This is a genomic window from Methyloparacoccus murrellii (assembly GCF_054657115.1).
This window is the reverse complement of the sequence record NZ_BAAHXD010000003.1, coordinates 16,717-30,706: the sequence shown is the minus strand read 5'-3', so window position 1 is coordinate 30,706 and position 13,990 is coordinate 16,717. Positions and strand designations below refer to the sequence as shown.

The 13,990-nt window shown below is 63.5% G+C and carries 14 protein-coding genes; all 14 read right to left on the bottom strand.

The annotated features are described in order from the left end of the window. Positions 1-17: 17 nt before the first annotated feature. On the bottom strand, positions 18-230 hold the full coding sequence (locus ACYQ1H_RS01235) for a hypothetical protein (protein ID WP_003158617.1): 213 nt from the start codon (positions 228-230) through the stop codon (positions 18-20). 328 nt (positions 231-558) lie between these two features. Next, positions 559-804: a hypothetical protein gene (locus ACYQ1H_RS01230; protein WP_003158614.1), complete on the bottom strand. Its 246-nt coding sequence runs from the start codon at positions 802-804 to the stop codon at positions 559-561. Between the two features lie 524 nt (positions 805-1,328). Continuing rightward, positions 1,329-3,353 (bottom strand): DNA topoisomerase III, encoded by a 2,025-nt coding sequence (locus tag ACYQ1H_RS01225; protein WP_003158613.1) that lies wholly within the window; start codon positions 3,351-3,353, stop codon positions 1,329-1,331. 269 nt (positions 3,354-3,622) lie between these two features. Further along, positions 3,623-4,063, bottom strand: a complete 441-nt coding sequence (locus tag ACYQ1H_RS01220) for a single-stranded DNA-binding protein (protein ID WP_003158612.1) — start codon at positions 4,061-4,063, stop codon at positions 3,623-3,625. A gap of 73 nt (positions 4,064-4,136) precedes the next feature. Continuing rightward, on the bottom strand, positions 4,137-4,664 hold the full coding sequence (locus ACYQ1H_RS01215) for a DUF3158 family protein (protein ID WP_003158611.1): 528 nt from the start codon (positions 4,662-4,664) through the stop codon (positions 4,137-4,139). Then, complete coding sequence (locus ACYQ1H_RS01210; RefSeq protein ID WP_003158610.1) at positions 4,661-5,446, bottom strand: PFL_4669 family integrating conjugative element protein; 786 nt, start codon at positions 5,444-5,446, stop codon at positions 4,661-4,663. The genes ACYQ1H_RS01215 and ACYQ1H_RS01210 overlap by 4 nt, the downstream gene beginning before the upstream one ends. A 317-nt stretch (positions 5,447-5,763) precedes the next feature. Further along, positions 5,764-7,008: an STY4528 family pathogenicity island replication protein gene (locus tag ACYQ1H_RS01205; protein ID WP_003158609.1), complete on the bottom strand. Its 1,245-nt coding sequence runs from the start codon at positions 7,006-7,008 to the stop codon at positions 5,764-5,766. 3 nt (positions 7,009-7,011) lie between these two features. Beyond that, a complete protein-coding gene (locus ACYQ1H_RS01200) occupies positions 7,012-7,572 on the bottom strand; it encodes a DUF2857 domain-containing protein (RefSeq protein WP_003158608.1) in 561 nt (186 codons plus the stop codon). A gap of 15 nt (positions 7,573-7,587) precedes the next feature. Next, complete coding sequence (locus ACYQ1H_RS01195; RefSeq protein WP_003158607.1) at positions 7,588-9,216, bottom strand: ParB family protein; 1,629 nt, start codon at positions 9,214-9,216, stop codon at positions 7,588-7,590. Beyond that, positions 9,209-9,457 carry a hypothetical protein gene (locus ACYQ1H_RS01190; protein ID WP_003158606.1) on the bottom strand — a complete coding sequence of 83 codons (249 nt, stop codon included), beginning with the start codon at positions 9,455-9,457 and terminating at the stop codon, positions 9,209-9,211. Before ACYQ1H_RS01190 ends, ACYQ1H_RS01195 begins: the two co-directional genes overlap by 8 nt. Next, positions 9,441-10,316, bottom strand: a complete 876-nt coding sequence (locus ACYQ1H_RS01185) for a ParA family protein (RefSeq protein WP_003158605.1) — start codon at positions 10,314-10,316, stop codon at positions 9,441-9,443. Before ACYQ1H_RS01185 ends, ACYQ1H_RS01190 begins: the two co-directional genes overlap by 17 nt. Before the next feature lie 42 nt (positions 10,317-10,358). Continuing rightward, positions 10,359-10,571 carry an AlpA family transcriptional regulator gene (locus tag ACYQ1H_RS01180; RefSeq protein ID WP_003158604.1) on the bottom strand — a complete coding sequence of 71 codons (213 nt, stop codon included), beginning with the start codon at positions 10,569-10,571 and terminating at the stop codon, positions 10,359-10,361. A 118-nt stretch (positions 10,572-10,689) separates the two neighbouring features. Then, positions 10,690-11,445 (bottom strand): hypothetical protein, encoded by a 756-nt coding sequence (locus ACYQ1H_RS01175; protein WP_003158603.1) that lies wholly within the window; start codon positions 11,443-11,445, stop codon positions 10,690-10,692. 551 nt (positions 11,446-11,996) lie between these two features. Beyond that, positions 11,997-13,925, bottom strand: coding sequence for a tyrosine-type recombinase/integrase (locus tag ACYQ1H_RS01170; protein WP_003158602.1), 1,929 nt, complete (start codon positions 13,923-13,925; stop codon positions 11,997-11,999). Between the last annotated feature and the right edge of the window lie 65 nt (positions 13,926-13,990).

The window sequence follows — 13,990 nt, the reverse complement described above, 5'->3', positions numbered from 1 at the left end:
TGATTCCTCCAGTTGGATCAGGGAATGGCGAGCTGGGACCAGCCGCCTCTTTCGAGGGCACGTTGAGCCGCCGCATGGCTGCGGAAGTACTCGTGCGATTCCCGCGAAACGGGACCTTCGGTATCGCGCGTGCCGATGTAGTGGCCGGCGGCGCTTTGCAGGACTTCGAGCGGCAGGAACTTGCCGCAATAGGTCAAGGCCAACTGGCCGAAAGAGGCTTTGTGGGACATGGGTAGGCTCCTTGGAAAAGCGAGGCCTTGTCCCTCACGGGATGGCAGCTCCCGCACGTGGTGGATAAAAAGCATCGGCGTCACGGGGACGCGCGTCCGCAGACTTGATGCGATACGGACTGGCGGGTTACGCGGGAAGAACCCACGGCAGCCTGGAACCCATGGCTGCTGGCATGTGCTGACGAATCAGCGAACATGCGGGCAGCTTCGTCCGGGAGCCTCGCTGCGTCAGTTGGAAAACGGCAATCGGCCCAGCCCGGATTGATGGCGCGGAGACAGAAAACCCGCATCGAGTGCGGGCTGTCAGGGGGGGCGTGGGTGCGTTGGCTCACTCGGTCTTGTCGCCCAGGACATACTGCTTCCACAGGGCGAATGCCTCGTCCTGTCCCAGTTCGGCCAGGACCACAATGGGTTGCGTTTGCCGCGCACGCAGCGAAGCGAAATACGCCTTACGGTCGGCGATGGCCTTGAGGTTGATGCCATCGATAAACAGCAGCTTGCCGTCCTTGATGAACAGCACCTTGTTGCCAAGGTCGCGCTCGAACGCGGCTCGTACTTTCTCCGGTTGTTGCATGCGTCGGTTTCCTGTTGCTGTGGCCGGCCCTTGGGTCGGAACGTTGATCGACGAGACAAAGGAGCCGAAGGCTCGCTGACCTTCGGCTCGGGAGGAAATAACCACCCGTGGGCTGTTGCAGGCCCGGTCGTCGCTCGAACCGTCTGCTCATCAGCAATCACACCCGGCCCATGTCGTGGCTGGGGCCGGCATCGTCTGGCGCACATCCGCGCACAAAGGGAGCCCGTTTTTGCGCCGGTGGGCACCGGCACTGAATACCGCTGACCACAAAGGGTCTCCGGGTGGCTCGCGCTGCCAGGCAAGCCATCGGGGGACCACTTCGCAGTGGGCGGGAGAAACACAGACCAGCAGAACACGCGGGAGGCGGTTCGCGGAAAAACTACCTTCAGGTCCCGCAGCCGGGGACGGCTCGACGGGACGCGCACACGGACAAGAAGGCGTTGCGCGCTGGGCGACCCGCAGGGGCGTGCGGGACACGGGCCACGCCTTTGAAACAGGGTGCGGCCCACGGGAAACGGAGTCGGTTAGGCGCCTTTGCGGCCGCTGCTACGCGAGCGCGAAGCGCCACGCTTGGGCGGACCAGATTCGACCGGCAGCGTGCCTTTGCAGTCGGGGTAGCGACTGCACGACCAGAATGGACCGCTCTTGCCGGTGCGTTGGCGCGTCGATGCGCCGCACTGCGGGCATGCTGGTCCATGGGCAAGCTTGATGGACAGGGACATGCTGCCGTACTGCGCGATCAACTGCGAAATCCAGGCGGCCTGCTTGCCAATGAACACGTCCAGCGTGAGCTGACCAGCCTCGATCATGTCGAGTGCCTGTTCCCACACGGCGGTGGTGCCGGGGTCAGCAATCGCCGCAGGCACGGCATCGATCAGCGTGAACGCCGCATCCGATGCACGGATGGAGCGTCCCTTTTTCACGATGTAGCCGCGAGTGATCAACCCGCTGATGATGTTGGCCCGCGTCGCCTCGGTGCCGATGCCCGTCGTGTCCTTCAGCTTCTGCTTCAGGCGCGGGTCGGTCACGAAACGCGCAACACCCTTCATCGCCTTGACCAGTTCGCCCTGCGTATAGGGCTTGGGTGGCATCGTTTTGAGTGCCTTGATGTCGGCCCCAGCGATCTGACATGCCATCGCTTCGCGCAACGCGGGTAGCACCTGGCTGCGTGCAGAGGCGTCGGCGTCCTCATCAGCGCTGCCTTCACGTTCGGGCTCGTCCAGCACCAGGCGCCAGCCCTTGACGACGACCTGCTTGCCCGTAGCCACCAGCTTCTGCTGGCCGCAGGAAAGCTCGGCCACGGTGCGGTCGAACTCGTGGTGAGGGAGGAACTGGGCCAGGTAATGCGCCCGGATTAGCCGGTACACGGCCCGTTCCTTCTCGCTCATGACGGAAAGATTCGCCGGTTCGAGCGTCGGGATGATGCCGTGGTGCGCTGTGACCTTGCCGTCGTTCCATGCACGCGAACGCTGGGTGCGGTCGAGCTGACCCATGATCGGGCGCAGCGACGGGTCGGTCTTGAGCAGGCTGTCCAGGACGGTGGGCACCTCGGCGAACATGCTTTCGGGCAGGTAGCCGGAGTCCGAGCGCGGGTAGGTTGTGGCCTTGTGCGTCTCGTACAGGGCCTGGGCTATCTGCAATGTCTCCTGTACGTCCAGCCCGAGCTGCCTGGAACAGACCTCCTGAAGCGTCCCCAGGTCGAACAGCAGGGGCGGGCCTTCGCGCACGCGCTCGGTCTCGACCGACACCACCTGGGCGCTGCCCGCAGCGCGAATCTGCTGCGCCGCCTGCTGGGCGACCGGCTGTTGCAGGCAACGACCGGCGTCGTCGGTGCAGCCGTCGGGCGCAACCCACTGCGCGGAGAAAGCCTGACCCTCTGTGGACAAAGACACGTCGATGGCCCAGAACGGCGCCGACTTGAAAGCCGCGATTTCGCGGTCGCGATCAACGACCAGCTTCAGGGTCGGGGTCTGGACACGTCCGACCGACAGCACGCCGTCGTAGCCCGCCTGCCGCCCGAGCAGCGTGAACAGACGGCTGAGGTTCATGCCGACGAGCCAGTCTGCCCGCGAACGCGCCAGCGCCGAGTAGTACATCGGCAGCGTATCGGATGATGGTCGCAGCTTGCCGAGCGCAGTGCGGATCGACGCATCGTTGAGCGCCGACAGCCACAAGCGCTCGATGGGGCCACGGTAGCCGCACAGGTCGATGATCTCGCGGGCGATCAGCTCGCCCTCGCGGTCGGCATCGGTGGCGATGACGAGATGGGTCGCCTTCGCCAGAAGCGCCTTGACGACCTTGAATTGCGTGGCGGTCTTGGGTTTGACCTCGACCCGCCACTGCTGGGGAATGATGGGCAACTGCTCCAGCGACCAGCGCTTGAGCGCCGCGTCATAGACCTCGGGTGCTGCCGCTTCTACGAGATGGCCGATGCACCAGGTAATCGTGACGCCGGAGCCGTTGAGGCAGCCTTCACCGCGCTGTGTCGCGCCGAGAATCCGACCAATATCCTTGCCCTGGGAGGGCTTCTCGCACAAGAACAGCCGCATATCCGTCCATCCGATTTCCGTGGTTCATTGAGTTGCTGGAATCGAGGATGCCGGTCCCCACCAGGGGCAACAGCAAACAAGTCGCAAGCGGTGGCGACCACTTTCACGGGATGGAATGGCTGGGGCGGAGATGGTATGCAGCCGGGGTGTGCGGGCCGGGAGCCGCGATTTTCGGGAGCACGTGGAATCCGGTGGACGTAGATGGAGCTATCCCCTGGGGATAGCTCGCGGGTGCATGGAGCGGCGAACAGTGGCCGACCCATGCCGGGTCACTTCCTACGCCGCGGCTCTTTTGGCGCAGCCGGTTCCTGGGCGGCCTGGGGCTTTGCCTCCGCATCCTGCGGCTTCGGGCTGAGGGTCACGGACTCGATGCGAAACGGCAGGATGCCGACGCTGCGCGCGTTGATCTGCCAGGTTTCGCGCGGCTGATCTTCGTTGTCCGTCCAGGGCTCGCGCTCCATGCGGCCGACGACCAGGATGCGCATGCCTTTCTGGTAGAGGCTTTTCCAGTGCGCGGCGTCGCGGTGCCAGATTTCCACGGGCGCCCAGAAGCCGCCGCGATCCTCGAAGTCGCCGCCTTTGGTGGGAACGGGGTTGTCGAAATACACGTTCAGCCGCAGCAAGCGCCGCGGCTCGTCGTTGCCGTTGGGGAACTCCCGGTATTCGGGCGGGGAGCCAATGTTGCCTTCGCCCCAAAAGTGCGTGCTCATGTTGCAATCTCCATGGTGGTTGAAATACCCGTGCCGCGTCGGCGTCGGGTGTGTGCTGGGGTGTCCGGTGCCATCACCGATCACGCATTCCAGGTGGGATGGACTTGAGCCGGCGCAGGTAGGCGTCTTCCGCCACAGCCGCCTTGCTGGCGCATTCCTGGGCCTGCCTGCCCAGGGTGTGCAACAGGCTGATCTGCATGTTCAGCGTGATGCGCTGAAGCTCGATCGCGTGCAGCTCGGCCAGTAAGTTGACCGGCGTGCCGGTGCTCGCCATCAATTCCTGCCACAGGGCTACGCCCATGGCTGAGCGGTCGTGCTTGCGCCAGCGCAAAAACGCCGTTCCTGCGCCAGTGGTTTGTTGGGCCAACTCCACGGGCAGCAGGTGGAAGGGATGCCCGACTGCCTGTTGCAGCACCTGCCGCTGAGCCAAGCCAATCAACTCGTCGCGCATGGCGAAGCACTGGCTGGCCCAGGCCTCAAGATCCCCCTTACCCTTAAAAGGCTTTAAAAGGCCTTTTAGAGAGGCCGCGTGTTCCAGCTTCACGAAGGCAGCCTGTTGCAGGCCCTGGAAGTAGCGGGGTTCGCGGTTCGGATCGCTCATGCCTGCTCGCCCTTGATCTCGCCGACGCCGACCTCGGGCACCGCGCCGGTGGCGGCCTCGTCGTTGGGGGCAGGCGCTGCAGCAGGACTCTCGACACGCTGTTGCAGGCCACGGCGCACGATGGGCGGCGCGAACTTCGAGCGGTGCGTGCCTTCCAGCACGTCCTGCGGCAGTTCGCCGAATTTCTCCAGCGCCGCCCGTGCTGCGGCGTTCTTTGACACGAAGTCGTCGCGCGTACAGCCCGAATAGCGGTATTGCTGGGCCAGCGAGAACAGGCTGCGCAGTGCATGGGCGCCCTCGTTGAGCCAGCGCTCCAAGGTGCTGCGGTCGATGAGCGCCGTGTGATGGGCGAGGATCAGTTTGCGGGCGATGTCGTCGTAGTCGGCCAGCAGATAGACGGCGGCAAAGCCGAGCTGCGCATTGACGAACAGCGGCAACTTGACGGGTTGCACGTTGAGGTTCTCGCCCAGGCTGAGTGCCGGCGGTACGCTTGCCAGCGCCTGATCCACCTGCTCGCGCAGCGCTTGCAGCGTGGTCTTGGTCTGGTCGAGCTTGACCTCGATGCGCAGCATCCACCAATCCGAGTACGGGTCGTCCTGCTCCGAACCGCGCCGCATCTTGTTCATTTGGGCGATGTAGCCGTTCAGGCCGACGATGCCCGGTCGCCCCTCGGCGGCGGCACGGCCATGCCAGATGCGCGAAGCGTGGTGGGTGTGAAGCGTCAGCGACATCGCGCTGCGCAGGGAGCCGAGATTCAGTTGCAGAGATTCATTGGTTGCCATGGTGTCCGCTCGTTGTGGGGAAAGGAGCGGTCAGCTTCGGCAGGAAGCGGAAGGCCGTCAGTCAACAAACCGAAACCTGCCAGACCCCGGTTCAGCGCGTGGTGGCCGCCTGCGGCGCGAGCTATCCCCAGGGGATAGCTCCAAGGAGCGCCAGCGAACGCTGCACGTCAGGATCAGGACGGACAAGGCCGATGCTGCGGCAGATGTTCGAGGCGAGGCCTGCGACTGCACGGCATCCGCCCCAACGGTGGAACTATCCCCAGGGGATAGCTCTACTGGCATCCATGGGCGTCCACTTCACCGCCTTGCCGGCCTGCTCACTTGCTGGCGAGCAGATTTCGCAGCCGCTCGATGTGCTGCCTGGCGACTTCTGGTGGCACCGGCTTACCCTGCGTTTGGGTCGGCGGTGCGGGTGGTGGCCGTTCGTTTGGTTGAGTGGGTGCCGGTGGCGGGTCTTTCTTTGCCCAGGCATTGAACTCACCGTGGATGGCCCGCTGGATGATGCCGAACAGATACCCTGCGGGATTGCGGATGCCGGGGTTGCTACAACGCGCGGCCCATTCGTCCAGCACGTCCTGCCTCAGCGAGGGATCAACTTGCTGCAATGCCACCTTGGCACCCGCCTGCTGTTCCGCCTTCAGTTGTGCAAAGCGCTTGGGCCATTGCAGATCGCCCAGCGCGCGCGCCTGCGCAGTAGTACGTATTTCATTAATACAACTACTACGTACTGTACGGGCCTGCTTCGGATTCCGAAGAGAGACGTCTGGCGCGGGTTTCAGCCCTGCTTCGGAATCCGTAGCGGGTCGTTCACGATTCCGAAGAAGGCTCGGAGCCCCTTCTTCGGAATCGTGAATGGCGTCTTCCTGTGGATAACTTTCGCAGGCCGTGGGGTTCTGGTTGGCGAGACGTTCGGCCATCACCTGCAACCGTGACGGGAGGGTGCGTCCGGCCAGTAATGGGTCTTCGCCGATTTCCTTGAGCGTGTGCAGGCCCACGATCTGCACGGCCTTGGCAGAATGGCCGAGCGCCTGGCTGACGAGTTGCAGGTAGTCCGGGTCGAGCTGCATGGCCTCGAACGGTGTCAGGGGTTCGTCGTGCAGCACGTACAGATTGCCGAGGATGCGGCCGGTCTTGGGGTCGCGCCGTCGCCGAACCAGGCTCAGCCAGCGGGTCAGGCGCATCAGTGTCAGCGCCCGTGCCACGGTTTCATGCGAGGCCTGGCCTGCGCAGGGCATGGACGCTAGCCAGGGGCGCAACTGCTCGTAGGTGGGAAATGCGGTCACGCCATCGTCGTTGAGCATCAGTCGGAACACTTGCCAGGCGTTTCGTTCCAGCGGCGTCAGGCGGCGGTCGAGGAACAACTTGCGTGGCACCGTCTCGTGCCGGTTGCCACTGAACAGGAAAGCATCGCCGGAGGTGGGCGTGGGCGACTGTGCAGGTGTAGACGCAGGTGCGCTGGGGGCGGGCTTGGGCGCAAGGTCTTTCAGCGCAGCATCGAACAGTTCTGCCAGTGCGATGGGGCCTTGGCGTAGGGCTCGTGGTGCGGTGTCGTCCACGGCCATGACTCACGCCAATCCCTGATCGACCCAGCTCTTGATCGAGGCCCAGACCACCGACAGAGGCAGCGACATTCCTTCGGCCAAGTCCATGGCGGCATCGAGGATGGAAGTGTCATCTTCGAGATCGACGGTTCTGCTGTTGGTCACGGCCTTCCATTGCCGCCACAGCTCCGTGTCCTGCTCCTCGTCCAGCACGGGGTGCCGGCCCTTGCGCTTGGGCAGACCGAGGATTTCACGGCGAAGCGCTACTTCCTGATGCGTCAAGCCATAGAACTTGCTGACCATCTCCGTGCTCGCGCCCAGCCTGAGCATGCGATCGACCGTGGCGATTTCCTTCTCCACGTCCTGCGCCTGCTGGAGCAGCCGCCGCAGCACTTCGCGGTTGACCGTCACTGAGCACCAGGAGACGTTGGCGTTGGCCAGCACGCTGATCAGCGCAGGATGCTTGAGGGCGTCCAGCTCTGCCTCGCCAAACCCCATCAGTTTGCAGCGGCGCAGTTGCCCATTGCGCAGGTCATAGAGGGCCTGGGCGATGACAGCCTGGTTGAGCGGGTGTGCTGTGGACATGCTGGCCTCCCTCGCTTAGGTTCCAGAGTCCGCAGCGCCGGCTTCGAGATCGAGCAGGCGGCGGGCCAGTCGCAGCAGGCGGAACAGCTTGACCAGCGCGGTGTCGCTCAATCGTCGGGTTACGTCGCCCTGGCCGTGCAGCAGCGCCGGCAGGTCGATGACGAGTTGCCCGTTGTCCAGACCGACGTCGGCGGGCTGCTGACCGGCCAGGCAAGCCAACAGCGCATGGACGGCACGGCCCTTTGGCGCCAGGCTTGAGGTATGGGCACGGCAGGCGAAGCCGATGCCTTCTGGACGGTCATCGATGCACTCGCCCAGGTGTGCCTCGCCCGCAATCTCGCGGGCAAACTGCGCGACGTGGATGCGCAGGTGCTCGGGTGTGTCCAGGCCGGGGGCGATGTACCAGACATCCGAGATCGGATAGAGCCCACCAGCCTGCACCGGGATGGACTGCAAGACATTCGCCGAGAAGTCGTGCGGCAGTGCATCGCCCAACTGGTCGGCGACCATGCGCTGGATGGACTCAAGCCGTTCCGTTGTCGGCGCCGGCGAGACGATGTGCTCCTGAAGCCGGTCGCCATCTGTCGCCGGGCTGACCGCGTCCGAATGACTGGCTTCCGCGTCGCTCTCGCCCGTCGAGGGAGTTGCCGTCGGCCTCGCAGCAGGTGGCGCAGTATCGGCAGGTGGGCGCGCAATGGCCTCTGGCTCTGGCAGGGCAGGCGGCGTCGAGGGCGGCGTCGGCTCGCTGACCAAGGCGCGCTGGCGGCTCTCGGATTCGGTCATGTCCAGAGCGAGCACGTCGTAATCAACACCCAGCAATTCGGTCATCTGGCCGATCAGCTCGTCCTGTATGCGCTGCGCAGAGAACTCGTCGGCCTGGACATCGAATTGCGACAGCACTTCCTGAAAGAACTCGTCGAAGTCCTGAACCAGTGAGCGGCCTTTGGCGTAATGCGCCCAGGTGCGCTCGCAGGCCTTGCGCATGACCGACAACCGCTCGACCTGGTGACGCCCCAGGCCGGCGTAGAGCACGGTCGGGATTGCGGGCAGCAGGTAGCGTACTGCGTCGGCCATCCGGCTGATGTGCGACTGCTGCACGGGGTATCCGTCGGCGGCCAGGCGGCGGGCCAGCTCGGACTGGCTCAGGGTGGAGCCGCTTTCCAGTTCGTAGAATTCGCGCGCTTTCTCGACGCCCAAAGCCCGCTCGATGAAGGTGAGGCCACCGCGCAGTTCGTTTTCCGCAAGATGCCCGGTGAGCGCGACGATCTCGCCACGCTCGGGCCACGGGCGGAACAGGCATGAGACCCGAAAAAATCGTTCGTCCTTGGTCTCCGACCAGAGTTCGCGCAGGATTGCCAGTCGCGTGTTGCCGCCATTACGGATGATGTAGTGATCGTCGCCGGGCCGCCGGGTGATGGCCGGAGCCGCGTCCAGACCACGCTCGCGGATGGATGCCTTGATTTCCTCGTACACCGGATTGCGCTTCTTGCGCGGGTCGTGGTCGTAGGGGCGCAATTGGTCGAGCGTCACGACCATGGGCGTGTCGGCGATCGGGTCGCTCAAGGTCGTTGCTGACGGGCCGCTGCGCTCGAACCCGGACGCAAGCAGTTTGCCGGCCATCTGCTGGGAAGTGATCTCAGTCATGGCCGCCCCCCTGCGCTTGGGATCGGGTCTCGCGCTCGGCGCGACGGATCTGCGCACGGGCGTTGAGGGCTGCCCGGTGATCGCTGGCCGTCGAACTGGTGTAGATCGCGGCGCAGCCTGACTTGGTGAACTTGAGGTGACCGCCCGCCGTGCGCTTGACGTGCCAGCCTTCGCCCACGGCGAACTCGATCAGGGCGCGCAGCCGGCTGTGACCTCGGGCCAGTTCATGTGCGTTGGCCATGGGGCCTCCTGGTATCAAGAGGCTGTGGCGGACGGCCGGACACTGCGGCAAATCGATCCTGCCACTGCGGGAGCAATTCGCCGGCAAGATCGCGCATGGTGGCGAGCGCGGCGGGAGCGACTCTGCCCACTGGCTGGCGGTACTCGACCCGATGCACCGGCAGGCCGCGCGTAGCAGCACGCGGATAAGCCTCAATGGCCGGCACGTCGGTAGCCAACACACGGATGTCAGCATGGTCCTGGAACAGATCGCGCAGCGCCTGCTGGATCAGGCGGGCGTTGGCGGACACCGGATGGACGCGGTTGATGAGCAGATGCAGCGGCGGCGGCGCGATGCCCAGCTGCCGGTACGGTGCAATGTCCTCCAGCAACTGCATGGTGCCGCGCCGCAGCTCGCGGGCGGCGAGAATTTCCGGGGTCACGGGTGACAGTGCGAGGTCGGAGGCCAGCACCGCCATCTCCAGCAGCACCGAGCGCGCGCCCTGGGTGTCGATCAGCACCAGGTCGTAGAGGGGATTGAGCGCCGGAAGCAGATGCCGCAGCCGCAAGCGCCCGTCCGGCGCGTGCAGCAGCAAAGTGTTCAGTTCGCCTCGGTGGTCGTTGGAGAGCACCAAGTCCAGGCCCGCGATGATCGTGCGGGACACAAGCTGGTCGAGGTCGCGCTCGTTGAAGGCCAGCAATTCATAGATACCGCCCGGCGCGCGGTGAGCCAGCTCATAGTATGAGGACAAGGTGGGCTGCACATCGAGGTCGAGCAGCAGCACGCGCAGTCCGGCGTCCGCAGCGAGACCGCCGAGGTTCGCAGCGGTGGTAGTCTTGCCGACCCCACCTTTGGTTGAAATGATGGATACGACCTGCATGGCGTTCTCCGTGTCAAGATGAAAAGTCCGCGGGAGAACGGGTCAGGCCCGGTTGTTGACGCGCTCGTCGATCCACTGATCGATTTCGATGGAGTCCCAGCCCACGGCGCGCACGCCCAGACGCAGGGCCTGCGGGAACTGGCGTTTCTTCATCAGGTTGTAGATGTGGGCGCGCTTGAAACCTGATTTCGCTTCGACTTCTTCCAAGCGCAGGATGCGGCGCTCGTTTGGCTGCAGTACAGATGTTTGCGACATGGCAGTCACTCCTGAACGCTCAGCGGCGTTTGTTGGCGTGACCTCTATTCAATAGACACGGCTGCGAAAAGACATTGCAAATGCAATCTCCGCGACTGCACATACAAGCTGGCAAATCTCAGCGGGAGGCGCTACGCAGCCGGCGCCTGGCGGTGGCAAACTTACCGTTCAATGTCCGCTCCGCGATGCCCATGGCGCCGCTGTGATGGGCGACCAGCGCGCTGACCACGGCCTCCTGCGTCTTGAAGCTGGAGTACGGCGTGCCCGATGGCGACTGGCCGAGCATCAGCTCCAACAGGCCGCCAACGATGTTCAGGTAGGTGGCCTCGGCTCGATCACTGATCGGACACTGCGCGCATGCCGGAATCACCGTGGGCTGCTTGAGCAGCGCGTCATGCTTGTCCTGCAACTCGCGAAGCTGACGTTTGGTCTGTTCCAGGACGGATTTCAAAGCCTGGCGTTCGACCAGCATGGCTTGCCCTGTTTCCAGAGAGATGAAGGGATGGGTGATGCGCTCGCTGCGGGAGAAGAGAAAGCCGGGCCGCTGCTCGGGGTAGTGCTGGCGCATCCAGCACTTCAGATCGACATGGCGCACCGTCAGATCAGGCGATTCGATCAACGTGGTGTCGCGCGTCGTGATGCCGTGCTGCCCGAAGGGCAGTTCCCCGTTGAGGATGCCGTCATAGATGCGGTCGGTGTACAGCCGCAGTTCGCCCAAACGTGGGCAGTCCAGCGACTGCGGCAGATTCATCGGCGACGAGACCGAAGCCAGAATCACCTGCTCGTATCGCAGCAGTCCGGCCCAGCGGATGGACGCTTCGAGCGGGCGGTAGAACACCTTTGATGTTGGTGCATCATTTTTGTTCTCGTGCATGCTCCGTCTCCTTCCAGGAGAAGAACTACAGGGCCGACTGCTTTTGCAGCCGTCCCCATGGTCGGCCTGTTGTCCGCGCAAGACGCGAGTGATGACGCCCGCTTTTGATTACTTCTGATCAGTTCGCGCAACGAGTAGGCGTTGTGTGCTCGATGTACAAAAATCCATTGAGCACAAGAAAAGCGAGCGTCCGTCGCGGCTCGACAGTGACGCTTGCGCTATCAGGATCGTGAGAAGTGGCGGTTCACGCAAAACCGTATCGGTATGGTCTGATACGGCAGCGGTTTGAAAAAGCTGCGAGCGGTCGGAATCTATTGATCGGGGCTTGGGATTGGCTGCGGAAATCCGCTGGCGTCATATCCGATCAGGATACTGATATAGCGAGATAGCATCACAGAGAAGTCGCCTATGGTGACTGCCAAGCGCAGATTCGACGCTAAACACTGCCTGCCAATACTTGGAAATCGCGAGTTGGCGGGTGGTCATGCAACGATCGACCTATTGGTTCCCTGCTTGGACCTTGACCGGACGGGCTGCCGTCCGGCCTCAGCTCAACGGGCGACCAGATCTTCGGGCGTATCAACCAACATTGCCGTTTTTACCAGGCGCTCTACAGTCTGCCTGGCCAGCACCGGAGATACTTCCGATTGCTCTGCAAGCTCATCGGTTTCTATGGCATGTGCGGCGACCAGTCGAGCTGCAAGATGCAGGTTGGTCGGATCGACTGCCTCGATGACTGGACACTTGCCCAGGGCATCGTATGGCCGCAGCAGTGCGTGATAGATGTGCCAGGTGTCGATGCCGCGCGGCACCAGCTTCAGGACAGCCTGAATCAGCTTGCGTTTGATGGGGTCGAGTTGCCAGTCCGGGACGCGCTGTCCACGGTGACCCAGATGGATCGACAGGAGATTGCCAGCCTGAATCTCGTAAGTGATCCAGCGGCGGGACTTGCCAACCAGCTTGGCGTAGTCGGCCACCGACAGGTTGTGGGATGCCTCGAACATCTCCAGCAATTGCAAGCGCTCGCGCTGCACCTCTGACAGCGTGGGTCGCGCGTACTCGGGCAGATGCACCGCCGAAAGTCGATAGACGGAAGCTGGAACCGCTGGCGCATCCGGTGCAGGCGCAACGATCAACTGAGGGGCGTTTGGATTCAGGGCGGGCGGCTGCGCTGCCGCCTGTCCGGCAATCGTGGGCAGACCCTGCAGCGTGATGGTCAGGTGCGTGCTGGCAACTTCGAGCTGATTCTGCTCGAACAAGTCCAGGCGGTCGGCCCAGTCTTGCATCATGACGCGGCGCTGCTCGACGTACTCGGCGTGGTTGTAGGTCGCGCTGATCCGATCCGGATCGGCATGCGAGAGTTGGGCGTCTACCCACTTGGGCGGATAGCCCAATTCATTGAGCGCGGTCGATACGGTGGCGCGAACGCCGTGCCCAGTGAGCTGATCTTCATAGCCCATGCGCTTGAGCGCGCCATTGAGCGTGTTCTCGCTGAGAGGTTTTTTCAGGCACCAATCACCGGGGATGAGATAGACCTGCGCTGGCTTCAGATTTCCCAGCAGATGACGAACGACTTCTTGTGCCTGCAACGACAGTGGCACGATGTACGGCGGGATGTCGGCGAAACGCTGGCGCTTCTTCTTGGTGAGCTGCTTGCGTTGCTTGAGCCTGACAACCGGGATGATCCACAGACCGCGCTCCAGATCGAACTGATCGGGCGTGGCGTAGCGCAATTCACCGGTGCGCACGCCCGTGAGCAGCAGCAGACGTAGACCCAGTTGCGTATTCAGGCGGCCGCTGTACTTGCGCAACGTCTGCAGCATGGCCGGCAGTTCGGGCATGCGCAAAAAGGGGTTGTTCTCCACCGGCGGCAGCGGCATCGCCACCACATCCAAATCCTTGGCCGGGTTGTCGCCCATGTTGGGCACCACCACCGAGGCGTAGGTGAATAGCTGGCTGAACCAGGTGCGCAGCTTCTCGGCGACCGACAGCGAGCCACGTTTTTCCACTCTGCCGATGATGTCCAGCAGGTGGGCGCGAGTGACGTCGTAGACGGTCAGGTGGCGCAATACGGGAAACACATCCTTGGCGAAGACGCGCCCGATCTGTTTGGGCGTGCTCTGGCGGCCCTCATTTTCCAGAGAGAGGCTGCGGTGGGCCAGCCATTTGTCGTAGATGGCCTGGAAGGTGTGCTCGCCCGCCAGGACAATCACGTGGCGTTTGCGCTTGCGTTCCGAATGCGGGTTGATGTCCTTGGCCAGCATGGCCCGGGCCTCGTCGCGCAGATGACGGGCATCTTTCAGGGAAAGCGCGGGATAGCCGCCGAAGGACATGCGCTCGCGCTTGCCGCCCCAAGTGAAGCGGAAGTGCCAGGCCTTGAAGCCGGTGGCTGAGATATGGAAGTAGAGACCGTCGAAATCGACAAGCGAATACGCCTTGCCGGTCACCTTGGCCTGTCGAACCTGGAGGTCTGAAAGCATGAGCCCAACTCCTGCGAAACGAGTTGGATGCCATGTTCCCGACGGAACCCCGGCTCCTCCAGCAA